This is a genomic window from Chromobacterium sp. FG89, from assembly GCF_057808735.1.
The window spans coordinates 210,001-234,977 of record NZ_JBMDIQ010000007.1 but is presented as its reverse complement, the minus strand read 5'-3'; the positions used below and the strand labels follow the sequence as shown (position 1 = coordinate 234,977).

The 24,977-nt window shown below is 67.7% G+C and carries 8 protein-coding genes; 4 read left to right on the top strand and 4 right to left on the bottom strand.

Going from position 1 to position 24,977, the window contains the following annotated elements:
- The 3 genes from ACODRW_RS09700 to ACODRW_RS09690 all read right to left on the bottom strand — a co-directional run.
- On the bottom strand, positions 1-3,898 hold a 3,898-nt coding region (locus tag ACODRW_RS09700), incomplete at its 3' end, for an amino acid adenylation domain-containing protein (protein ID WP_488905643.1).
- 205 nt (positions 3,899-4,103) lie between these two features.
- A complete protein-coding gene (locus ACODRW_RS09695; RefSeq protein ID WP_107798774.1) occupies positions 4,104-4,328 on the bottom strand; it encodes an MbtH family protein in 225 nt (74 codons plus the stop codon).
- 271 nt (positions 4,329-4,599) lie between these two features.
- A complete protein-coding gene (locus ACODRW_RS09690; RefSeq protein WP_488905642.1) occupies positions 4,600-7,317 on the bottom strand; it encodes an MHYT domain-containing protein in 2,718 nt (905 codons plus the stop codon).
- Between the two features lie 447 nt (positions 7,318-7,764).
- Here ACODRW_RS09690 and ACODRW_RS09685 point away from each other — a divergent pair, with 447 nt between their 5' ends.
- From ACODRW_RS09685 to ACODRW_RS09670, 4 genes are all read left to right on the top strand, one after another.
- A complete protein-coding gene (locus ACODRW_RS09685) occupies positions 7,765-14,937 on the top strand; it encodes a hypothetical protein (RefSeq protein WP_488905641.1) in 7,173 nt (2,390 codons plus the stop codon).
- An 11-nt stretch (positions 14,938-14,948) separates the two neighbouring features.
- Positions 14,949-18,719, top strand: a complete 3,771-nt coding sequence (locus ACODRW_RS09680; protein WP_488905640.1) for a hypothetical protein — start codon at positions 14,949-14,951, stop codon at positions 18,717-18,719.
- Between the two features lie 10 nt (positions 18,720-18,729).
- On the top strand, positions 18,730-21,828 hold the full coding sequence (locus ACODRW_RS09675; RefSeq protein ID WP_488905639.1) for a phospholipase D-like domain-containing protein: 3,099 nt from the start codon (positions 18,730-18,732) through the stop codon (positions 21,826-21,828).
- Positions 21,829-22,297: 469 nt separating this feature from the next.
- Positions 22,298-23,044, top strand: a complete 747-nt coding sequence (locus tag ACODRW_RS09670; RefSeq protein WP_199225834.1) for a hypothetical protein — start codon at positions 22,298-22,300, stop codon at positions 23,042-23,044.
- A 429-nt stretch (positions 23,045-23,473) separates the two neighbouring features.
- On the opposite strand, the gene ACODRW_RS09665 is transcribed toward ACODRW_RS09670, so the two are convergent.
- Positions 23,474-24,862 (bottom strand): carbohydrate porin, encoded by a 1,389-nt coding sequence (locus ACODRW_RS09665; protein WP_488905638.1) that lies wholly within the window; start codon positions 24,860-24,862, stop codon positions 23,474-23,476.
- Positions 24,863-24,977: the final 115 nt, after the last annotated feature.

The following is a 24,977-nucleotide window of genomic DNA, read 5'->3' as shown; positions in this document are numbered from 1 at the left end:
CGAAATGCAGGGTGGTGACGCCGCGGCGGCGGATCAGCTCGGCCAGATAGACGGGGTCGCGATGGCCGTCGGGCCGGGCCAGCAGCAGCGAGGCGCCGGCGATCAGCGGCCAGAAGAACTCCCAGACCGAGACGTCGAAGCTGGACGGGGTTTTTTGCAGCACCACGTCGTCGTCGGCCAGCGGGTAGGCGTGCTGCATCCACAACAGGCGGTTGACGATGGCGCGGTGGCTGTTGACGGCGCCCTTGGGGCGGCCGGTGGAGCCTGAGGTGTAGATGACGTAGGCCGGATGCCTGTCGTCGCCGGGGAGCTCCAGCGGCGCATCGGACAGAGTCTGGTCCAGTTGGTCCAGACACAGTGCGCGTTCGACCGGCAGGCCGGCCAGCAGCTCGGAGCGGGACAGGACCACGGCGGGCTGGGCGTCGGCCAGCATGAAGGCGATGCGTTCGGCCGGATAGTCGAGATCGAGCGGCAGATAAGCGCCGCCGGCCTTGAGCACGGCGAGCAGGGCCACGACCAGATCGATGGAGCGGGGCAGCGCGACGGCGACCAGGGTTTCCGGGCCGACGCCGTCGGCGCGCAGGCGGCGGGCGAGGCGGTTGGCGCGTTGGTGCAGCTGGCGGTAGCTGAGGGCGGCCTCGTCGAAGCGCAGCGCCTCGGCGTCGGGGCTGAGCGCGGCCTGGCGTTCCAGCAACTGGGTCAGGGTGGCGGCGGGTAGCGGGGCGTCGGTGCGGTTCCAGGCGGCGAGCGCGTCTTGTTGGGCCGGCGTGGCCGGCGGGATGCGGGCGAGCGGCAGCTCGGGCTGTTCGGCGATCAGGCGCAGCAGTTCCAGCAACTGCCGGGCGATGCCGTCGACGGCGTCGGCGGAGAAGAGGTCGGGCCGGTAGCCGAAGCGCAGCTCGAGCTCGGGTCCGGGGACGGCGCACAGGTTGAGCGGATAGTGCGAGGTGTCCACGCCCTGGCCGCCCAGATAGCCGATGGACAGCGCGTCGTCCACGCGGCGATCGTCATCGGCGATCGGATAGTTTTCAAAGACCAGCAGGGTGTCGAACAAATCGCCAAGGCCGGCCGCCTGCTGGATCTCGGCGAGGCTGAGGTGTTGATGCTCGATCAGCGCGGCCTGCTGGGCCTGCAAGCGTTGCAGCAGGGCGGTCAGGGTTTCCTCGGGCTGCAGCCGCAGGCGCAGCGGGACGGTGTTGATCAGCAGGCCGACCATGCGCTCGACGCCGGGGAGCTCCGGCGGGCGTCCGGAGACGGTGACGCCGAAAACGACGTCGTCTGAGGCGGAGAGGCGGGCGAGCAGAATGGCCCAGGCGGCTTGCAACAAGGTGTTGAGGGTGAGGCCTTGCCGGCGGGCCAGCCGTTCCAGCGCGGCGTAGACCGCCGGGGCCGCCGTCACATTGTGGTTGCGCGGCAGCTGCCGGCTTTGGGACGCGCTGGGCGCCAGGCGCGCCGGCTGCTCCAGCCCGGCCAGATGCTTGATCCATTGGCGCTTGGCGGCGTCGCGGTCGCGGGTGTGCAGCCAGGCCAGGTAATCGCGGTAGGGAATGGCGGGCGGCAGCGCGTCGCCGCGGTAGAGGGCGAACAGTTCGCGCAGCAGCACCGGCACCGACCAGCCGTCGAACAGCAGGTGGTGGAAGCTCCACAGCAGCTGGTGGCGCTCCGCGTCCAGCTTGACCAAGGTAAAGCGCAGCAGCGGCGCGCGCGCCGGGTCCACGCCGGCGGCGTAGTCGTCCGCGCGCAGCCGTTCCAGGGCGCGCTGCTGTTCATCGGCCTGATGCGCGGACAGGTCCAGCTCGCGCCAGGGCGTCTCCACGCGCTCCAGCACGATTTGCGCCGGCTGCTCCAGCCCGTCCGCGGAGAAGGCGGCGCGCAGATGGTGATGGCGTTGCAGCAAGCCTTCGGCGGCAGCGCGCAGCTTGTCCGCGTCCAGCGGGCCGTCCAGCTGGAAGCCCATCTGTATCAGATAGACGTCGCTTTGACCTTCGTCGTACAGCAGGTGGAACAGCAGGCCCCGCTGCAGAGGCGACAGCGGCAGCACCGCGCTGACCGCCGGATAGCGGGCGCGGATGCTTTCCAGGTCCGCGGCGCTGGACGGCGGCAATTCACCCGCCGCCGCGTCGGCGTCCACCGGGCGGACCCGGAGCGCCAGACGCTCGATGCAGGGGTGGTCGAACACGTCCTGCGGGCTGAATTGCAGGCCGTGGGCGCGGGCGCGGCTGACCAGCAGAATGGCGCTGATGCTGTCGCCGCCCAGGTCGAAGAAACCCTGGCCCAGGCCCACCCTGGACAGCCCCAGCACTTCCGCGTACAGCTTGGCCAGCGTTTTCTCCAGCCAGTCCCGCGCCTCGCCGGCGTCGGCGTTTTCGAAATCCGGCGCGGGCAGCGCCTGTTTGTCCACCTTGCCGTTGGGGGTCAGCGGCAGGCGCTCCAGCGGCACCACCGCCGCCGGCACCATGTAATCCGGCAGTTGCTCGGCCAGCGCCGCGCGCAAGGCCGCGCCGTCGGCTTGCAGGCCGGCGCGGGAAACGACGTAGGCGATCAACTGCTTGATGCCGGGCAGGTCTTCGCGCAGGCGGACCACGGCCTGGCTCACGCCGGCTTGCTGGGTCAGCAGGTGTTCGATCTCGCCGGGCTCGATGCGGTAGCCGCGCAGCTTGAGCTGTTCGTCCGCCCGTCCCAGGTAGTCCAGCGCGCCGTCGGCGCGCAGCCGCGCCAGGTCGCCGCTGCGGTACAAGCGGCTGCCGGCGGGGCCGAAGGGATTGGCGACGAAGCGCTCGGCGCTCAGCGACGGCCGGCCCAGATAGCCGCGGGCCAGCCCGTCGCCGGCAAGATACAGCTCGCCCTCGACGCCCGGCGGCAGCGGCCGCAGGGCGTCGTCCAGCACGTAAGCCTGGACGCCGGGCAGCGGCGCGCCGATGTCGGCGGGTGCCTCGTCCCGCATCTGGCCGCTCATCGTCGCGCACACGGTGGCCTCGGTGGGGCCGTAGGCGTTAAGCATGGTCCGGCCGGCGGACCAGCGCCGCACCTGGGCCGCCGGGCAGGCCTCGCCGGCGACGATCAGGCCGCAATCCTGCGGGATGCCGCCGTCCGGCATGAGGGCCAGCGCGCTGGGAGGCAGGGTCAGATGGCTGATTTTCTGGCGGGCGAGCAAGTCCGCCAGCGCCGCGCCCGGCGTCAATTCCGCCGCCGGCGCGGTGACCAGACAGGCGCCGGAGAGCAAGGTCATGGCGACTTCGGAGAAGGCCGCGTCGAAACTGGAAGACGCGAATTGCAGCACGCGGGCGCCGGCGGCGATGCCGAAGCGGCGGCTCTGCGCGCGCGCCAGCGCGCCTATGCCGCGGTGAGTCACCGCCACGCCCTTGGGCTGGCCGGTGGAGCCCGAGGTGTAGATCAGGTACGCCAGCTGGTCCGGGAAATCGTGAAGCGGAAGCGCCTGATCCGGCTGCGCCTGCCATGTGGGCTGCTCGGTGTCCAGTTCCACCACCCGCGCCCAGTGGACCGGCAGTTGTTCGGTCAGCGCGGCCCGCGTCAGCAGCGCGGCCGGCATGGCGTCGTTGAGAATATAGGCCAGCCTTTCCCGCGGGTAATCGGGGTCCAGCGGCAGATAAGCGCCGCCGGCCTTGAAAATGGCCAGCATGGCGATGATTTGTTCGGGCGAGCGGTCCAGGCACAGCCCCACCGGCGTTTCGCGGTCTATGCCCAGTTCCCGCAGATAATGGGCCAGACGGTTGGCCTGATCGTCCAGCTCGCGGTAGCTGAGCGCGCGCGCGCCGTGTCGCAGCGCGATGGCGTCGGGATGGTCCGCCGCGCTTCGGGCGAACAGGGCGGCGAAGGTTTCAGCCGGGGCGGCCGCGGCGTGCGGATTGCGGGAGGGGAAAACGGCGTTGTCGTTCATATCGCACCTTGAATGGCTTGCGGAACAGGGCGTGAGGCCGCAACCTTCCGCGCATGCGCGGCCGGGCGGCGTTTTTTTCGGTGTGGAGCGGGATGGCGGGTAGGAGGCGCGGGGAACGCGCCGCCGCGAGATGGCGAGAGCGGCGCCGCGCTTTGTCCTGAAAGCGGGCGCGTCCCGGCATGGCCCCCTTGAGCCGGGGCGGGAATCAGCCGGTGGAGAGCAAGGCGTCCTGAGCGCGGGCCAGACTGGCGGGCCGCATGTCTATCCAGTTTTGTTCGATGTGGTCCAGACAGGACTGGCGGTCGGAGGGGCCGAAACAGGCTTGCCAACCCTCCGGAACCGGAGCGAACTCGGGCCAGAGCGAGTACTGGCCCTCATCGTTGACCAGGGCGAAAAAAACGCCTTCCTTATTGTCGAACGGGTTCGCCATGACACTTCTCCCTGTGGCTGTCTCATGAGATTTGTCTGCGTCAATGCGCAGAAATATCTGAACAGCATATCAATACAAAATGAACATGTCATTAAATAAATATGGTTTTATCGCAATAAATGGACTATGGCGAGGCGGAGCGGGGCAGGGAGAAAAACGCGGAGGGGGCGGAATGCGCGTACGGCGCGAGGGGTTCGATGCGGCGCTCATCGCGCAAGCTGCCACGGCGCGCGGCGGCCCCGCCGCCGCCCTCGGCCGGGAGCGCCGGTGGCTAGCCGGCCATGCGCTTCATCACGCGTTCGATTTCATCTTGCAGCCGGATGACGTCTATGGGCTTGGTCATGAAGCCGTCCATGCCGGCGGCCATGGCCGCCTCGCGGTCTTCCTGAAACGCTCCGGCGGTCAAGGCGATAATGGGCGTGGCGCGCTTGTCGCTGTCGGGGTCCACCTGACGGATGAACTTGCAGGCGGTGATGCCGTCCATCACCGGCATCTGAATGTCCATCAAGATGAGGTCGATGTCGTGGTGTTGCCACGCGTTGATGACCTCTTTGCCATTGGACGCGGTATAGATGCGGTGCCCGTATTTTTTGAGCAGGATGGTGACGATGTCCAGATTGATCGCATCGTCATCGGCCACCAGGATGTTCAGGGGGGACGGCGGCTTGGGCATGAGCTCCGTCGCCGCCGGCTCCAGGCAGGACAGGGCGTCCGGCGGCGCCGGGCGCAAGGGGAGGTAAACCTGAAAGATGGAGCCTTTGTCCGGGGTGCTTTGCACCTCGATCCGCCCGCCCATTTTCTGGGCCAGCTGCAAGGCGATGGTGGTGCCCAGGCCGGTGCCGCCAAAGCGGCGGGTGGTGGAGGCGTCCGCCTGGGAAAAGGGTTCGAACAATTTGGCCAGGGTGTCCTTGCTCATGCCGATGCCGCTGTCGCGGATCAGGATGACCACGTTTTCTCCCGCGGACAGCACCGTCAGCCAAACCCCGCCCTGAGCGGTGAATTTGATGGCGTTGCCAACCAGGTTCATCAAGATTTGCCGCACCCGGAAAGCGTCGCCGATAAAGGCCTGCTGGATAATGGCCGGGTATTTCAGCTGCAAGCTGATGCCTTTTTTGCTGGCGCTCAGCCGCAGGATGTCGATCACGTGTTCCGCCACCTCGCGCAATGAAAAGGGCGCTTCCTCCAGCTCCAGGGCGTTTTGTTCGAGCTTCGCGGTGTCGAGGACATCGTTGAGCAGGCCCAGCAAGCTTTTGGCGGAGTGGTTGACGGTTTTCAGCATGCTTTTTTGCTGAGCGTCCAGCTCGGTGTCTTGCAGCAAATCGGTGTAGCCGATGATGGCGTTCATCGGCGTCCTGATCTCATGGCTCATATTGGCCAGGAAAGCGCTTTTGGATTTGACCGCCGACAGCGCGCGATTCTTGGCCTCGATCAAGGCGAACTCCGCCGCCTTTTTCTCCGAAATATCCAGAATCACCCCGTCAATCAACAGCGGCGCGCCGGCGTCGTCGTAGACGCCGCGAGCGCTCTCCAGCACCCAGCGCTCCTCCTCGTTCAGGCATAGCAGACGATATTCGAGAACATAGAGCTGCCGCTGCTCCAGGGCGGTACGGATGGTTTCGCGCACCCTGTCCCGGTCCTCCGGATGGATGATGTCCAGCAGCTGAATGCGGCCGTCCAGAAAGGATTTGGCCGGCCAGCCGCAGAGCTTCTCGATGTCCTCGCTGATGAAGATGGTCTTCCAGGGTTCCCGGCAGTGGCTGCGAAAGGCGACGCCGGGAATGTTGTCTATCAGCGTGCGGAACTGCTTTTCACGGTCCTCCAGCTCTTGCTGGATGCGGTAGCGTTCGCTGATGTCGCCGATGAAACCGACATAGATCACCTGATCGGGCAGCAACACCTTGCCTATCGATAGCCGGATGGGAAACTGGACGCCGTCTTTTCTGAGCGCCATCTCCTCGCGCTCCCTGCCGATCAGCTTCGCAATCTGAGTCTGCTTGTAGTCGGAGAGGAAACGGTCATGCTCGGAGTGATGCGGCTCCGGCATCAATAGCTTGATGTTCTTGCCCAGCAACTCGTCGACCTTCCAGCCAAACAAGCGCTCCACCGCCGGGTTGGCCGTCAAGATGCGGCCTTTTTCATCAATAGTGATGATGCCGTCCAGCGAGGTGTTGAAGGTGGCTTGCAGTTTCAATTCATTGCTTTGCGTTCTGAGGTACAAGGGGCGGTAACGCAGCAACACATTGCCGACGAAGACCATATTGCCGAGCAGGAGCACCGTGATGGCGATGGCGACGGCCAGGCCGGCGTTGTTGTCCAAGGCGTTGCGGAACGCCGGGTCCGGCGTGCCGATGAAGCGGGCGGCTTCCATGCCGAAATAATGCATGCCGGCAATGGCCACCCCCATTACCGCGCCGCTGAGCAGCGTCATCCATCCCTTGCCGATTTTTTTATTGTCCAGGCCAAAGCGTATCCACAGCGACAAGGTGCTCAGCAAAACGGCGAGCAGGATGGAAACGGAGAACCACAGCGGGTCGTAACGCAGCAGCGGCGTCATCCGCATGGCCGCCATGCCGGAATAATGCATGGTGCCGATGCCGCTCCCCACCAGCACTCCGCTGATCAGCAACTGCCTGCCGTCGATCTTGGGCTGAGACAGCAAGTGCAAGGCAATCAGCGAGGCGGCGACGGCGGGAAGCATGGACAAGAGAGTGGGCAGCAGCGCGTATTGGACCGTGCTGCAAACGCTGAAAGCCAGCATGCCGACAAAGTGCATGGCCCAGATGCCGCCGCCCATGGCGCAAGAACCGGTGGCGAGGGCGACCCGGCGCAGCCAGCGATCGCTGGCCTCGCGGGCCAGGCCGGCGATCTGCAGCGCCAGACAAGAGGTGAAAACGGCGACCAGCAAGGACAGCGCCACCAGCCACAGATTGTATTGGGTCGGTAGAAATAAATAGGACTGGTAAGCGTCAATGAAAAACGAACTGAGCATGGACTCCCCATTTTCAATGGTTTCTTTACGCTATGCCAACTTAAGCGCCGGGACTCCTCTCAGGTATAGACAATGGCGGCCGCGTCGGCGGGCTTGGGCGAACGGCGTCTGTCGTAGCGCTCATGCGCCCTATCTGCCGGCCTGTGGTGGAAGGAGGGCGGGAGCAATCGCGTGCCCCCAGCCGCATCGGCAGGTACGCTGCGCATGTGCCCAGGCGCTCATGCCGCGGTGAAGGGGCGGGCCGTTCGATGGCCCGCAGGCGGGCGGAAGCCGTCAATTACCGCCGGGTTTGTTGATGCATTCAATCAGCCAAAAGGCTTTCCATAAACCATATCCTATTGAATTTACAAACTTAATGGAATATCCGCTGACAGTGGCCTATGCTTTCCTGATCAGTCTCTAGCGCCCCGCCGACGCGTTGACTCCTTTTCAAGAAAGGGAGCTCTGATGGTTACCGAACTTGCGCTCGTGGATTTGTTCCGCCCCTATCTGCTCAAGGGCGAGAACACGGATTGGCATGCCGTGCTGTCCGTCCTGTATGTCGAGAGTTTCGAGACGGCGTTTGGCGTGGAAGGCACGGTCATCCGCGGCGTGGCGCGCTTCTCCGGCGATGTCGAGATCAGCTTCGATCCGTCCAGCGGCACGCTGCGCGCAGAGGCGTCCAATACCGAAGGGCACCCGCGCAGCCAGCCCGGCCGGCGCGACCCCTGGTTCGACATCACCGACACCCATGTCGAGTTCGCCCTGTCGGTGCCGCGCGCGGCGGGCGCCATCATCGCCAACGGCGTGGGCGGCATTCCCGGCGGCGACGCGGGTTTCGCGCCGGTGCGCGCCGTGCTCAACGCCTGGGACCCGATTCCCGGCGACGCGCCGCCCTCGGATTATCCCGGCACCGGCTTCACGCTGGACCTGGTGCTGGCCGGCATCGTGCTGCGGCCTCCCTTCCTCAAGCCGGCCAAGATGGAGAGCGACGGCCTGCTGGTGCCGGACGCCTCGCGCAGCGACGTCTTCTTCACCCTGCCCAAGATCAAGCTGCGTCTGTCGCAAGGCAGCGACGCCGCCGCGGCGCTGAACGTGTCCATCGCCTCGCTGGGCGTCACCGGCATAGACGATCCCGGCGACATCGGCGCCGCGCAGCTGATCACGATGACGCCGCCCTATGCCTTTGTCGGCGACGGGCAGGTGGTGGGCTTCGGATTCCGCTCCGCCACGCTGGACCTGGCCGACGGCTACACGCCGCCGGAGGTGCTGGACCAGTTTGGCTTCGACGAGAGCTGGACCGGGCTTTATCTGCCGGAGATCCGCCTGTTCGTGGCCCCCAACGGCATGCAGGACTTCGCCGTGGACGCCGGGGTGCGCAACTTCCTGATCGGCTTCGGCCAATCCAGCGGCGTGACCGGCGATTTCGAGCTGATGGTGATCAATCAGGGCGCAGGCCAGCTCAATGTGTCGGCGCGCTTTTTCACGCCGGACGGCGCCGCCATCGGCATCCGCCGCACCGGCGAGCACACCGCCGAGGCGTCCTTGCCCGCGCACACGCGCATGGTGATCGACATCACGGGGGGCCGCGCGCCCTATGTCGGGCAGGCGAGCTTCGGCGGCGGCGCGCATAACGGCCTGGTGCACGACATCGATCTGTCCGGCGCCGCCGACATGAGCATAGGCGTCACCGCCACCGACGCGTCCAATCCGCAGAAAAGCGCCACCCTCACCATCACCGCGCGGCGGGAGCAGGCCGCGCAGAGCCTGCCCGCGCCCGGCGCCGCGCCCGGCCAGCCGGCCACGGTGCGCACCACCTCCATCACGCTGGAAGGGCAGCCGCAGACCACGCCCGAGCTGCTGCTCGTCCGTCAGGACGCGAGCTCCGTCACCGTCAGCCTCAACCCGGCCAATCCGGCCACGGCCTGGACCGTGGACGGCGCGGCGCAGAGCCCCGGCGCCACGGTGACGATCCCGGTGTCCGCCGGGCAAACCCGGGCGATACGCGCGGAGCTGAGCAGCGGCTCCGTGACCGGCATCACCTGCTACTACCGCTTCGATCACCCCAATGACAGCGATCCGGCCGACTACGCGCTGATCCCCGACAACACCAACAGCTCGCCGGCGGTGGACCCGAGCGGCAGCGCCGTCTGGACGCCGCCGGCGACGCCGTTCATGCAGCAGTACCGCGCGGCGCTCAAACGCATTTCCGCCGCCGCGCTGACGCTGACCGGCGTGGCCAGCTTCGAAGGCAATGTGGCCAAGGCCAAGTACAACTACCTGCTCTCGCGCCGCCGCGCGCGGGCGCTGCAGCAGATCCTGAGCGCGGAGGAGGCCAATCCGGACGCCAATCTGCGCATCCCCAGCTTTACGCTGACGCTGGACCCGCCCGACATCGGCGCGGCGGAGCCGCCGCCGGCCTGGACCGCGGACTGGCAGACGCATTCCGGCGCGCGCAATCTGTGGTGGAAGGCGAGCATCGGCGGCTTCGGGCCCATCGCCTTGCCGGGCACCGTCACCCAGGGCGACGCCACGCGGCCGGCGGCCCCGCCGCCGCCGCCGCCCACCATCCCCACGCGGGATCCCGCGCCCGCCACGCCGCCGCCGCCGGACTGGTTCCGCTCCGCCGCGCTCAAGGTGCGCATCGTGCGCGATCAGTTCGTCGCCATTGAATTGAGCGGGTCGATCGACTTTGAAACCGCGGCCGAACAGCGGCTGCGCAACGGCGGCGTCGCCCAGGGCGACATCCCCACCTTCCAGGGCCTGGGCAGCCAGAACCCGTCGGACGGCATCGTCAATTACCAGATCCTCTACCAGCGCGATCCGGCCAGCCAGACCGACGAGGTCAAGCTTTACCTGGGCGCCGATCCCAACGACCGCGACGGCCTGGTGATGACGGGGCAGCTGGCCGGCCAGCCGCTGCAAGCCCCCAGCACCGGCCGCAACGTGCTGGGCATGACCACGGTGTTCACGCCGCTGCTGGCCGCCACCGCGCCCGCCAATCCGGCCGACGGCGACGTCGGCGCCCTGGTGCTGACCGGGGCCGCGCTCGCGCTGCCCATCACGCTGGCGGAGCTGGGTCTGTTCAATGTGGAGCGCGTGGTGCTGTACGGCGGCGAGTTGCATGTGACGACGCGAGCGGGGCAGTGGGTTTCCACGCTGCTGTTCGACGTGGAAACGGCGGTGTCGGCCAATGTCTCCATCGGCGGCTTCCAGCTGCTGGAGATTCCGCGCAACAAGCCGCTGGCGGTGCGCTACAAGGCGATAGGCCTGCAGATGGGCTATCCGCCGGGCTCGGCCAACCGCTTCCAGCTGCGGCCGATGTTCGATTCGTCCAAGGGCTATTCCATCGACCTGTCGGGGCCGGGCGCGGTGCGCGTGCCGGACCCGCTGGGCCAGATCATCCAGGTGTTGGGCGCGCGCATCGCGCGGACCAATCCGCTGACCTTCGAAGTGGATCTCGGTTTCGCGGTCAACCTGGGCGTGATCACCATAGAACGCGCGCGGGTGCGCATTCCCGTGGACCCGGCGGGTCCGCCGGAGTTGACCGCCTTCGCCGCCAGCCTGAAAGTGCCGGGCACCATAGAAGGGCGCGGCTATATGGAGATCAACGCCAACCCGTTCGAGATCAAGGGGCAGATCGACGTATCGCTGGTGCCCATCAAGCTGCGGCTGGCGGCGGGCATCGCGGTGTCCGACATCCCGGCGGCCCTGGGCGGGCCGGCCACGGCGGTGGCGATCTCGCTGGAACTGGAGCTGCCGGTGGCGATACCGCTGGCGCAGTCTGGCTTCGGCATTTACGGCTTCCTCGGCCTGTTCGCCATGCACTACGCCCGCAACGAGGACGGCATCACCTCGCTGACGCCCGCGCTCACCTGGCTGAAGGACCGGGCCCAGGGCAATCCGACCAACCTTCAGGCGTGGAAGCCGCAGATAGACCATTGGGCCTTCGGCGTGGGCGCCATCCTGGGCACGATGGAAGGCGGCATCATCTTCAACGTCAAGGGGATGGTCCTGCTGGAACTGCCGGGGCCGCGCCTGCTGCTGGTGGTCAAGGCCAATCTGCTGGCCAAGCTGCCGGACCTCAAGGACAAAACCGCCGAAGGCACCTTCCTGTGCGTGATCGATCTCGACTTCGGCCGCGGCACGCTGACCATCGGGCTGTCCATCGATTTCAAGATCACCCCCATCGTGCAGATCACCATCCCGATCGAGGCGTATTTCAACCTCAATCACGGCGGCGACTGGCACGTCTACCTGGGCACCTTCCCGGGCAGCGACAGCATGAACCGTCCGCTGCCGGGCCCCATCCACGCCAACATCCTCAAGGTGTTCGACGGCCAGGGCTATGTGATGGTGTCCGGGCACGGCATCCCGGCGTACAAGGGCTTGTCGGCGGTCTCGGGCGTGGGCTTGGCCGTGGGCCTGGAGGTGTCCATCACCTGGGGCAACACCTCGATCAACCTTTATCTGCGCGCCACCGCCGGTTTCAACGCGGTGCTCGGCTTCGACCCGTTCTACGTGGGCGGCCTGCTCTATGTCCGCGGGGACTTGCACCTGTTCATCATCAGCATCAGCGCGTCGGCGGATTTGACAGTGCAGATCGGCACCAAGTCCGACGGCTCGCAGATCTCGCGGATAGACGGCGAGATCTGCGGCGAGATCGATCTGTTCTTCTTCAGCATCAAGGGCTGCGTCGATTTCCACATCGGCGAGCAAAACCCCATCATCCCGGCCGCGCCGGAGCTGGTCCGGGCGGTGAGCCTGGTCAGCCGTTCGCCCGCGCTGGTGGTGGGCACCGGGGTGGACCGCGGCATTGATTCGAAAATCGGCGACGCGCTGCGCGGCGCGGCGCAGCCGGCCGCCAACAATCCGGCCTTGCCGGTGGTGCCCATAGACGCCATTCCGGTGATCACGATGTCGGCCACCCCGGTGGACGACGCGCTGACGATTCTGGGCCAGACGCCGGGCGGATCGCCCGGCGCGCCGGCCGACGGCTTCGTCAAGCGCGGCGACTACGCCTACCGCTACGACGTGACCGCCGTGGAGCTGACGCGCGCCGACGGCGGCGTCGCGGTCGGCCCGGGGCCGACGCCGTCGACCTGGTGGACGCTGAACGACCCCACCGAAGGCAATCTCGTCGCCAATCTGTCCCTGCTGAACTGGGTGCCCAATCCCACGCCCAAGGCGCTGGAGCGCAGCCAGTTCCTGGAAGAAAACATCACCGAACGCTGGGGCACCGTCTGCCACGACGCCGCGCCCGCCGCCGCCGTGCTCTGGACCTTCGAGCACGAACCCAGCGGCCCGTCGGAAACCGGCTGGCAGGTGGACGGCATCGCCTGGCCGGACCCGGACAAGACCAAGCGCTCGGAAGCGCCGGACCTGGAGCTGGAGGTGAGCGAACGCTGGCGCACTGGCCAGCGCCAGCTGGACCGCCAGCGCGGCATCGTGCCGGCCGTCATCGCGGGCACGCAAGTGCCGTGCCGCCAGAAGCCCGGACTGCCGTCCTCCACCGTGCCCGCGGGCGCCGCCGCGCCGCTCAATCTGTCGGGTTTCGCCAGCCGTCTCGCCGTTGGGCGCGCGGTGCTGGAAGCCGCCACCGCGCCGTCCATCGCGCTGCGCCGGACCGACCGCATCGACGTCGCCCCGGTCGCGTTTGCCGACACCGTGCGCCAGCTGGCAAGCAGCACCGTCATCAACCGCGCGGCGCTGACGCAGATCAGCGCCGGTCTGGCCACGCTGGCGCCGCCTGCCGCCGCGCCGGGCGCCGCCACCGTGCCGCCGCGCCGCTGCGACAGCCGTCTGCTGGCGTCTCCGCTGTACGACATCGGCCTGCCGGTGGTGTTCGGCGACAAGCGCCGCGCGGGCGAGGTGGCCGCGCAACTGGAGCAGGCCGGCTTCAAGCAAGGCCCGCTGGACGATGTGATCGTGGTGAGCTGCGGCGCCATCGTCGACGGCCGCATCCTGCTGCTGGCCCGGCGCGAACTGCCGCCCAACCCCACGCCGGCGCGCGGCCTGGTGCTGCGTCTGCTGGACGTGAACGGCGCCGAGATCGGCCGCCGCGTGGTGAGCAACGCCGACGCGCTTGGCCTGCTCGGCCTGCCGCCGCGCTGGACGGACGCCAACGGGCCGTGGGTGGACCCGGTGTCCCACGTAGTGCTGCAATCCCAGCTGATGCAGGCGCAGGGCTATGTGCCGTATCTGATCCACCTGGACAAGGCGGAGAAGCTGGACCGCATCGAGATCGGCGTGCCGCACGCGAAGGACCCGGCCGCGGCCAAGAAGCGCGAGGTGAGCGGGCGGCCGTACTATGTGGCCGCGCTGGAGTTCACCCGCTGGGCCGAGGCCGCACGCGAAGACTGGGATCAACGCCAGACCCAGCGCAACCGCGGCGTGCTGGAGCAATTGCTGGGCGCCGCCAGCGGCGACGTGGCCTTGCTGGCGCCGGACGAGCTGTACCACCTTCGCACCACGGTCCATATCCGTGCCCGCGACAAAGCCGGCAACGAAACCGACGGCGGCGCGCAGACGCAGGACTTCTGGTTCCGCACCGACGCCAACAGCCCCAAATCGCTGGAACCGTGGATGCTGTGCACGCTGCCGGCCGCCGGGGAAGCGCATTATTTTGGCGAGGAGCACGTGCGCCTGGTGTTCGGGACCAACGATGTGGACAAATTGTGGGGGGCCTACGGCAAGGAATTGCGCGTGCGCCTGAAGGCCGCCTCGTTCGCCCAGGTGAACGTGCCGGGCATCGAGCATCCTGTGCCCATCGTCCATCCCGCCGGGGGCGGCGCCGGCATTCAGCCCAAGCTGGGCGATGTGAAGGCGAGCGTGATGTCGCCGTTCGAAGGCGCGCTGGTGGACAAGCTGGCCGAGTTCGGGCCGTGCATCCCGGTCGATGTCGACCGCTCGCGCCACAGCGAGCTGACCCTCCCGATCCCGCTCGATCCCTACACCGACTACGTGCTGGACATCGAAGCCGTGCCCATAGGCGCGCCCAAGAACGCCGTGGGCGAGCGCGTGCTGCGGCGGCATTTCTCAACCGGCGCCTTCGGCACCTTCGACGCGTTCGCCACCGCCTTCCAGGGCGTGCTGACCGAGCACCGTTACGCGCCGACGGGGGCCATGCAGGGCATTTTCGCCACCGCCGCCTTCGCCAGCCGGGACCCGCAGGGGCCGGAGCTGGATCAGGCGATGATGGCCGCCGGGCTGGAGCCGATGCCGGTGCCCAAGGACCCGCGCGTCGTCGTGTTCTGGGAACAGGCCAACCCCGCGGCCACGCCGCAGCCGGTGGCGGTGATGATAGACGCCCCCGAACCCATGCGCCGCACCCGTCCGCTGCCCAGCGAGGAACCCAGCGGCGACACGCCGCCCAGCAAACGCTGGCAGATGACCGAGCAAGTCTGGCTGGATCTGACCCCGGCGGCCGGCAATGCGGCCGGCGTGAGCCAGACGCTGTGGGCGCCGGGCAATCAACGCGCGCTGATCCGCCTGGGCGCGGGCGCGCGCGGTCAGCGGCTGCGCCTGGCGCTGGAGCGCAAGGTCTTCAAGGCGGCTTATCTCGATGGCGCGGGCGCCGCGCCCACCGATTTTGTGATCGTCGACGAACCGCTGGCGCATGCGCCGTGGGAAGAGTTCTGAGGAGCCCCGAGATGGCGACCCGTATCTACGACCCCGCGATCCTGAACGCGCAAGGCGCCCTGGTGGATTTCACCGCCCTCCTGCGCCAGCGCGGCGGAGTCAACCCCAATATCGGCGCGGCGACCATGGTGCCGCCCAAACGGCGCGCGCTGCTGCTGCGCTGGCAGACCAGCCCCGCGGCCGGGCTGCCCAGCGAGCCCTTCAAGGTTTGGCGCCGTCCGGCCACGCCGCTGGGCCAGCCGCATCCGGTGGGCTATGAAGAACTGGCCTTGCCGCCGCTGTTCCGCATCATTCAGTTCGACGCGCCGCTGGCTTCGGCGCGGCTGACCGTGCATTCCAGCGCCGGCGGCATGCTCAGCGTGGCCGTGCTGGCCGGGCCGCCGGTGCTGGAGGCCATCGTGGCCGTGCAGTCCCGCACCCTGGCCGCGGGCGGCAGCGACACCCTGGAGTTTCAGGCGCCGCTGATCACCGGGCTGATGCTGGTCAACGTCTCCAGCTACGACGCGCCCACCGGGCTCAACGCCGACGAACTGGAAAAAGTGGAAGGCTGGCAGCTGGTGGAAACGGTGGGGCTGCCGGTGGCGGAGGCGGACTGGGCGGGGCTGGGCCAGCGCCACGGCGTCAAACAGGGCAGGGTGGGCGCGGAAATGCCGGCGCCGGACGCGGCGGTGGACCGCTACCAGCGCGGCGTCAATCCGCTGGGCTGGTGGCCGGCGTTTCCGGACGCCGCGCCGGCGCCGATGTGGCAATTGCCGGACCCGGCCAAGCTGGTGGACGAGAGCGCCATCGAACTGCTGCCCATGCTGCATGACGTGGCCTCGCTGCCGCCCAATCAGCAGGCGGCCAAACGCTTCACCTTCACCATCGATCCGCCGCAGAACCCGGCCGGCGAAACCATGCCCGCCACGGACCCGGGCAAGGCCGATCTGTCGCCGGTGGGGCTGTTGGCGATGGCGGCGTCGACCGATCCGCTGCTGGCCGTGACGCTGGGCTACGGCACCGGCTACGCGGACGAGGACATTCCGCCCATCAACTTCGCCAGCAGCCAGCTGTTCGGCGACGCCAGCCGCAGCGATTGGGACTGGCTGATCACCGGCCTGTGGGACAAGGGGCTGGACGGGGCGTCGGGGCCGGTGGAGTTCGCCGCGCTGGTGCCGCGTCCGGGCCTGGCCTTGCCCGCGCCCACGCCGGCGGATTTCGCGGTGGACTTCCAGGCCAATCTGCGGCCGTCTCAGGCGGACCGGGACTGGCTGGCGTCGATCCGGGCGAGCTGGGAGCGCTTTCCCTTGAACCAGCTGAGCGCGGTGGCCAGCTACGCCGCGGCGCGGCGCCGCAACGGCGCGCCCGGCGCGGCCGAGGCGCTGCTGCAAAAGCACGCTCAGGCCGGCGGCCATCGCCCCATCGGCAGCGCGCGCAACGACCGCGACCCGGAGCCGACGCGCCAGAGCGCCACCGACGGCGCGCTCGCCGTCCCCAATGATCCGGGCAGCGTGGCCATGACGTATGCGGCGGCCACCCAGAATATTTTCGGCATCTGGAGCCCCTGGGCGGCGGCGGCCATCACCGTGGGCCAGCCGGACCTCTCGCCGGTGCAGTTCCTGTCCGCCGATCTGCGCGCGACGGACCCGGGCAGCGGCAGCGTCTGCGCGGCGTCCCTGGTGTGCGAGATATCGGTGGACTGGCGCGTGCGCACCCCGTCGCGCATCGATCTGCGCGGCCGCCTGTTCGCCGCGGCCACGCGCAGCAGCGCTCCGCCGGTCGCGCCCGCGCCGGCGGGGCTGCAAAAATCGCTGGGCGGCGCGGCGGCGGCCATGCAGCTGACTTTCGCCGGCGACGCGCCCGCGCTGGCCGGCGGCACGGTGGACGCGCTGGACGCGGAAGGCGCGGCGGTGGTGACGCCCGGCCACGCCGCGCAGGGCAGCAGCCGGCGTTACCGGCTGACGATTCCCGGCTTCTCGCTGGACTTCGGCGCCGCGCCGCATATCGGCCTGGTGCTGGAGGCGCGCGCGGTGGAGGCCATCGCGCCGCACCGCAGCGGCCCCTGGCCGCCTACGCCGCGCCTGGCTTACGCCTCCGATCCGCGCGCGCGGCCCACCGTCGTGGACATCGTCCAGCTCGCCAGCCTGCCGGACGCCGCCGGCGAATGCCACGCGCACCTGAGCTGGGCGGCCGTGGCCGGCGCCGTGGGCTACGCGGTGTACGAAAGCACCGAAACCCGCATCTTGAGCAGCCACCCCGGGCAGCCGGAACCAACGCCGGAACGCACGCTCAGCCAGCGGCTGAGCACGATCAAGCAGGCGTTCAAGGCCAACCCCATCCGCCGGGACTTCATCCGCCGCAACGCCGAACTGATCACCGTCACCGCCGCCGACGTGACGATGCCGCGCGGCTCGCGCGACATCCACGTCTACACCGTGCTGCCCATGATGGCGGGCGGCCACGAAGCGGCCTGGCCCAGCGGGCCGAACGCGGATCAGGCGCTCATCGCCTACGCCGCGCCGCGCGTGGCCGAGCCCGCGCCGCCAACGATAGAAGTGCAGATGGTGTTCGACAAACCGCCCGCCGCGCCGGACTACCGGGCGCGCATCCGGGTGGGCACGCGCGGCGGCGCCGGCGCGCGGCCCAAGCGCATAGACCTGTACCGCGTGCGCGTGGACGACGCGGCGCGCGCGCTGGACAGCATGGGCCCGCCAATCGCCAGCGTCATGGCCAGCGGCGGCGGCTGGACGGTGAGCGCGCCGGACGGCGGCGGCGACTGGATCGCCCGCCTGGCCGGCGAAGACCGCCCCAGCGGCTCATGGCGCAATGTCTGGTATCGCGCCGTGGCCTGGAGCGACGACGACGCGCTGCGCGGCGTGCTCAAGGGGCGTTCGCGGCCGTCGCCCGCGGTGTCGGTGCTGATCCCGCCGGCCGGGCCGCCGGACCTGTCCCCGCTGACGATGAGCTGGCCCGGCGGCGATCCGGCCGCGGTGCTGCTGCAGTTCAGCTCCAACGCGCCGGTGGCGGCCACGCCGGCCGGGCCGCACATGCTGTCGGTGGAAGCCGTCCTGGCCGGCGGCGCGGCCCTGTTGCGGCGGCAGACGGCGCTGGACAAACTGAGCCTGGCGCCGCCCGTCACCGGCACGGACGTCTGGCGCATAGACGGCGGCCCCACCCAATACCGGCTGCTGGTGCGCCGCGCCGCCATGGGCGACGCGGTGTCGGTGACGGTGCGGATGACGGACCCGCTGGGACGCGCGAGCGAGCGCACGCTGGCCATCCCGTCCGGCTCCATCGTCCCGCTGCCGCTGTTGTCGCCCATCGTCGGCGCGGCCCTGTCGCCGTCCGGCAAGGCCTACACCTTTAGCAGCAACGCGCCGGACAGCGATGCGGGCGGGGTCTATCGTCTGCGCATAGAACTGACGCCCGAACCGTCGGTTCCGCCCATTACGCCGATACCGCCCATCCGGCCCTTGCCGACCATTCCGCCCCTCTCGCCGCGGCTGCCGCCCGGGCTGGGCGGCATAGGCGGCATAGGAATCCCGCCCATCATCATCGGCCCGCGTCCCGCGCCGTCCCAGTTCAAGCTGATCAACGGGGTCTATGTGTTCGAAGCGGAGCTGGGCTCGGTGCCCACCGTGTCCGGCAGGCCCGTCCTAGGCGTGTCGGGGCCGGCCGTGGCGCGGCAGGCCGCGCCGGCGCACGACCATTTCGCCATCGTCTCGGCGCTGGCCTTGCGCGGCGTCTTGGTTCGCATCATCACGCCCGACGGCCGCACGGTCGAACAACGGGCCCACGGATAAGGAGCGCGCCATGGTGACGGTTTTCACGTTGACGCCGGCGGGCGCCGCGCAGGCGCTCAAGGACCACGGACTGGACGCGCTGGGGCTGACCGCGCTGCGGCTGGGGCCCCGCTGGGGCGGGGCCAACCCCGCGTTTGACGGCGCGGCGCTCACGCTCGCCTTTGCCGGCGCGCCCAAGGCGCCGTGGCGCGGCATTCTTGAATACCTGGACAGCCTGGCCGCGTTCCGCGCGGCGGACGGCGCGCCCCTGAGCGGGGCCGGCGCGGCGCTGCGCCTGCACCCGCAGGCGGCGGCGCGGCTGGAGACGCTGGCCGCCGGCCGTTACGCCGCGCCCGGGCAGCCCCAGGTGCGCGCCGTGCCGCATACCCTGATTGTCCGCGGCCTGACGGACAACGTCTCGCCGCACAGCTACGATCCGGGCGATGACCTGCCGGCCGGGGCCGCGGGCGCGGCGCTGAGTTTTCACGATGCGCGCGGACTCATCGTCGACCCCGTCGCGGTGGCCGCCATGTTGGACGATCTGCAAACGGCGTTTCCCGCGCTGGATATCAGCGCCGGCGCGGTCTCGCCCGCGGCGGCGGGCGGGGTGCGCAGCATTGCCGGCTTGGCCGGCGGCGTGCTCGCCCAGGTGGCCACGTTGCACGGGCGCGCGTTTTCAGCGGTGGGCGGTGGCCCCGGCGTGGAAAGGCAGGCGTCCGGCGGCGGCTCGTCCACGGCGCTGGGCGCGGCAGGGCTGGTGGCCATGAGCGCCGGCCAGCAACTGGCTGGCGCGGGAGCCGGCGCGGCGGCCAGGCTGCGCCTGGGCTGGGCCGGCGGCGGCACCATGTCGGCCGGACCGCTCACCGTGCCCAATCTGCCGGCGGGGGTGACGCTGGCGCGCCAGTTTGTCCGCGCCTTCGCCGTGGACCTGGATTGGCATTTGCGCGGCAACCGCACCGCCTCCGCGGTCAACGGCATCCCCGCGGACGACCAGAAAATACCGGCGGACCTGCAGCCCCAGGTCAGGGACGGCGTAACCGTGGATTACCTGGTGGACGGCCCGGACATGTTGGCCGCGGCGTCTCAGACGGCGGGGCGCATGATGGGGGCCGGCGCCGGCGCGCTGATGTTCGCCGTGTCGCCCACCTTTGAACCCGGCGTGGGCACCGCCGCCGCGCCGGGCGCGGGCGCGCACTGGCCGGCTTTTCCCGGCCCCAACACCAATGCCGGCTTTGGCGCGGGCATGGCGCCGCCGGCCGGCGTCACCGCCGCCTGGTCCGGAACCAACGACGTAGTGGTGGCCATCCCGGCCGATTTCGCGCCCAGCGGCGCCACCGTGCGCGTTTTCGCGCAGCGCTTCCAACTGATCCAGGCCATAGGCGAGGAGCTCTCCTTCCTGCGCGCGGACGGCGGCGCGGCGATCGCCGCGGCGGGCAGCCCGGTGCAGGTGTTGGTGCGCAACCCGTTTGGCTTGAAGCCCGGGGACCCGCTGCCCAGCCCCGGCACCCTGGTCTATGACCTGGTGATCGCGCCGCGCACCGGGCGGCGGCGCATGTGGGCGGCGCAGCGCGCCGTCATCGCCGCCGGGCCGGCGGCCGCGCCGGCCGACCCCTTCGCCGCCGGAGACCCGCTGGCGGCCTGGCCGGACAACATCAAATCCATCTGCCCGGTGCCGCTCTTCGGCCTGCCGCGCACCGTGACGCCGCCGGGCGGCTCCCCGGCCACCGCGGCGGACCTGGCGCGCGCGCTGATGTCCGAAACCCAGCCGCGCCAAGGGCCGCGCATGCCCACCATGGCGCGCTTCGACGCGATCGTCGTCACCGGCGTCCCCAGCGCCAACGTATCGGCGGGGCTGGACTGGGACGCGGTGCTCAGCGGCGGCCGCTGGGCGCGCGAAAGCCGATCGGCGGACCACGCCAACGCCAACCCCGGCAACCCCGCCGGCCCGGACACCCATGCGCCGGGCGTGCGCGTCACCGGCGCGCTGGCTTACGACCTGGCCCAGCACGCGCTGCGCCGCGTCCAGCCCATCTTTCCCTTGCCCGGAGACAGCACGCCGGGCTGGATCGCCATGTCCGGCGGCAACAACTTCAACCCGCCCGCCGCCGCGCCGGCGGCCACGCCCGGCAGCTCCTCGGGCGTGGCGCTGGAAACGGTGTGCGCGGTATGCGAAACGCCGGAGCTGTCCTTGCTGCCCGATGACAACCCGCTGGGCTCGTCCTCGCCCATCACCTTCCAGAACCTGCTCAACCAGCTGGCCGCCGCCTTGGGGCTGGGCAGCGCGCCGTCCATCACCATCTCCAACGAAGACCGGCTGATCAACGCGGTGCGGCGCGAATTCTTCGTCTCCAAGCACGGCAACCGCGATTCGCTCTGGGCGCTGACCCGCGCCATCGGCGAGGCCGATGAACTGATCTACATCGAAACCGCCGGTTTCGCCCGCACCGCGCGGCCCAGCGGCCCGCCCGCCGCCTATGAGATAGACCTTGCGCAAAAGATAGCGGACCGGATGGCGGCCAACCCCAATCTGAAAGTGATTGTCTGCCTGCCGCGCGAGACGGACTTCGCGCCCGCGTACGCGCCCTTTGTGCGCAGGGCGATCGCCCAGCGCAAGGACGCCGTGGACATCCTGCAAAGCGCCGGCGCGGCGCGCGTGGCGGTGTTCCACCCGCGCGGCTTCCCCGGCCGCTGGGCGCAGCTGCGTACCACCACCGTCATTGTCGACGACGTCTGGTGCCTGAGCGGCGCCACCCATTTCCGGCGCCGCGGCATGACCTTCGACGGCAGCATGGCGGTGGCCTCGTTCGATCGGGACATCGCCGGCGGTTACAGCCGCAAGGTGAGCGCTTTCCGCCGGCAACTGATGGCGGCCAAGCTGCAGGTGAGTCCAACGGACGCGGCGGGGCTGCCGGCCTCGGAATGGCTGCGCCTGCAATCGCCCGCCGCGGCCTTTGATCTGATCTCGGATCTGCTGATGCAAGGCGGCCTCAGCCGACTGGCCCCGCTGTGGCTGGGCCCGACGGATGCGTCGGTCATCCCGCAGAGCGAGGATGTCGCCGATCCCAACGGCGCCACCGGCGCGTCCGGGCTGCTGACCCTGGCGGGGCTGCTGAGCGAGAGCAGCACCTGAGGCCCGCCGGCCGCCGGCAGGGAGGCCAGGCGGGCTAGACCAGGCTTAAGCTCAGGCTCAGGCTCAGGCGCTGTTGCGCAGGGCCTATCCCAACTATTGCAATCGTCAGATCGACGTTTGTCGGGAACAGGACGTGCCTTTCATGGCTGGCGTCGTTGAGTTCTGACAGTTCCCTTTTCTTGGCCGGGCGTAGCTTCCATTCCAGCGACCTATCCGCTGCGGCAATCTTGGGAGCAAGCAGGATACGCGTCTCATGGCAACATTCCATTGTCTGTTAAATAAATTTATCGATAAAAAATATATTAGACAAAATTAATTTAGTACCAGTCCTATTAATAGAATGAAAAATTGGGAGTAGGGTTGCGTCTGGCATTTTTTAATGTCAATGAGATTGTGCTTGGCTTAAATGACTGCACTTTTTTATGGCTTACCGGCGCGGCTGGTATGGATTAAGTTTTAGGAATAAATGATGAAAATAAAGAGAGCAATTTTCAGTTCTGTGGTGTTGGCAAGTCTATCTTGTGCGGCTTATGCGGAAATCTTGGCGGATCAGAACATGCCCAATGGAGATCTCAGCGTAGCCTATCCGCAAGTCTGCATTAGAACCAATCGGACTCCGGAAAAAACGGATATGGCTCCCATTGTCAAGAAGGCTGATGAGGTAGCTAATCGGTTTCCGCAAGAGGATTACAACAATCGATCCAAGGCGGTGATGATGCATCTGACCAAGGAGTTTGGATCAGGAAAATTTGGGCATACCTGGATCAATGTGTTTCATGATCGTGGAGGTGCGACAGCTCCCACGTCTTATAGCTATCGAGAAGGCAAAGGCTATGTCAAAAATCATGCTCTAGATAAGCCTACTAGATCATTTCACCTCCAAAGGTGCGTGACGCTGAATAGCCCGAAAAAACAAATCAAAATCCTTGAAGATGTGATTGTGCCAGAGCTGAATATGGCGAGTTATTTTGCTGGCCTAGCCATGGGGATGCCCAATGCCGATCCGCAGAATGGCGCGTATACGCCCATTCATAACTGCGCATGGTTTGGCGGGATAGTGTGGAATGTATTAATGCAAGAAGAGCATGTATTTGCGCAGCCGTTCAATGGCGCTGCGCATGCCAATGTGTGGGGTATGCCCTTCATGAAAGCGGTGAAATCCATTTATGAACCAGGAATGATTGCCGAGGGGCTTAAAAAGGCCGGCAGCCGTTAAGTCACGTTTACCTGACGTTGGAATCCGCCGATAAATACCGCTGAGCGCCAAGTAGCGTAGATGCCACCTGGCGGCGGGTAGCCTAGACCAGGCGGTTGATGCGGCTTAAGCCCTGGCTCAGGCGCTGTTGCAGCGGCTCCAGCAGCGCCGCGGCTTCCTCGCTGCTCCACAGCAAGGGCTCGTCGCGGCGCTGCAGCAGGGTCAGGATGGCCTGCAGGCCGAGATGGGCGGATCAGGCCCTGCGTCAGACGGGCGTCCATCTCTTCGCATTGCCGGGCCAGTTGCCGGCCAAGCTGCGGCAAGGCGCTCTGGTCCTGTGTATTGCTCAGGTTCTGGTTCAAGCGCCTTAATTGCTCCATGGCGGGCAAGGTCGTTGTCATGGCATTCCTTGGTTTGACCCCTCTGAAAAACTCAAGAAGATTGGCGATATCAGAAGTTGAGGGTGGTTTTTAGGCCCACGACCCAGGCATTGGGCGTCTGAACCAGCCCTCCCGGCCGCACCCAGTATTGGAGTCCGGGTTGCAACTCCAGCCAGGGCCAGACCTGGTAGCGGTAGATCAATTCGGCGTTGACCGAGGATTCCGGCAGCGGCGCGTAAAGCGGGTCCTGATAGTCGCTGACGCCGGCTCGCTGATTCAGCAGGTTCTGGCTGCGGCGCCAGTTGGGGCTGGCCTGAAATTTGGATACGCCCAAGGCCAGCCAGTCATTTGGCCGGGCATCAAATGGTCCGCGATAGCGTAAGGACAAGGAGCTGGCATAGGACCGGGCGTTGCTGCGTTGATCGGCCACGCCCAAGCTCCAGGAGAGGCTGAGCCCGCGGTTGGCTGTTTCAAGGCGGCGAGTCAGCTGTTGATTGAAGCCGGTGTACAGATACCATGTATTGCGGTAGTGCCGATACCCCGCGGGGTCGTCCGTTCCCGCGCCTCCGGATGCTCCGGCGTAGAAGTCGCGTTGCTTGGCATTGGTATAGAGCAATCCCAGCATGTAAATGCCTGGCAGGCCAAAATGGCGGGTTTTCCATTCCGCTTCCAGCGGCAGCAGGATGCCGCGGCTGCCGTCGGTGGATACGCTCCAGGCGTGGCTGCGTGATGGCGCTTGCGGGTTCTGTTCCAGCAGGCCGGTTTTCAGGGTGACTTCCGGAGTGAGCCGGTACTGTAAGCTTGTGCCCCAGTAGTGCACGTTCCAGTTGTACCAAGTGCGCGAGCCGGCGGATTTTCCTCCGCACAGATTCAAGGTCTGGAAATCGCAGGGAATGATCTGGTCGAAGTCCTGCACCTTGTTCATCAGTCCTATCCGCCACTGCAATCTGCCGTCGAGAAAGCTGCGACGGAAGGTCAGCCAGCCCAGCCGGGTAATGGACTGGCCGCCCCAGCTTTCCTGCGCCAGATCGTTGAAACCGACGCGTGGGTCTTGCAGCCGCGTGCTGGTCAGATTGTTGTCATGATTGCGGTTGACGATATTGCCCTCGATCGCGGCATCGGGCATGCCGGTCAGCGCCTCCAGGTTTTGAGTGAAGGTCAGCGAAAACTGGTCGATGTATTCGGCTTTCTTGTCCGTGTTGTAACCGCCTTTGGCGTTGTAGGCGGTTTGGCTGACGTGGGCCAGGCGATAACGAAAACCATATTGTTCCAGCCGGTTGCGAATACCGGTATCGGCGCTGAGCAAGTCGCCGGCCTGCGGTTCGAAGCCCAGAACCGTGCCGTTCCAGGCTGGGTTTTGGCTTTCGGCTTGAATGACATCGGGGCTTAGCAATACCCCTAAGCTCAGCGCCAAAGCCAAGGGACCGCGACGCGGGGCGGTAGAGAACAAGGTAGGCATGTTTGTCTCCTGATCTTTCCGGCGGCTGCCTAGGCGCGGGCAAAGCCCGCTCCTGGCCTATGGCAGCGCCTGCTATGGCTTGGCCCGCTGTTGGCGAGCCGCGAATGTTCCCGTG

Bases quoted from the DNA above. Each gene is read 5' to 3' on its own strand.
- ACODRW_RS09670 (WP_199225834.1), top strand. From the start codon at position 22,298: ATGAAAATAAAGAGAGCAATTTTCAGTTCTGTGGTGTTGGCAAGTCTA.
- ACODRW_RS09680 (WP_488905640.1), top strand. From the start codon at position 14,949: ATGGCGACCCGTATCTACGACCCCGCGATCCTGAACGCGCAAGGCGCC.
- ACODRW_RS09685 (WP_488905641.1), top strand. From the start codon at position 7,765: ATGGTTACCGAACTTGCGCTCGTGGATTTGTTCCGCCCCTATCTGCTC.
- ACODRW_RS09695 (WP_107798774.1), bottom strand. From the start codon at position 4,328: ATGGCGAACCCGTTCGACAATAAGGAAGGCGTTTTTTTCGCCCTGGTC.
- ACODRW_RS09690 (WP_488905642.1), bottom strand. From the start codon at position 7,317: ATGCTCAGTTCGTTTTTCATTGACGCTTACCAGTCCTATTTATTTCTA.
- ACODRW_RS09675 (WP_488905639.1), top strand. From the start codon at position 18,730: ATGGTGACGGTTTTCACGTTGACGCCGGCGGGCGCCGCGCAGGCGCTC.
- ACODRW_RS09665 (WP_488905638.1), bottom strand. From the start codon at position 24,862: ATGCCTACCTTGTTCTCTACCGCCCCGCGTCGCGGTCCCTTGGCTTTG.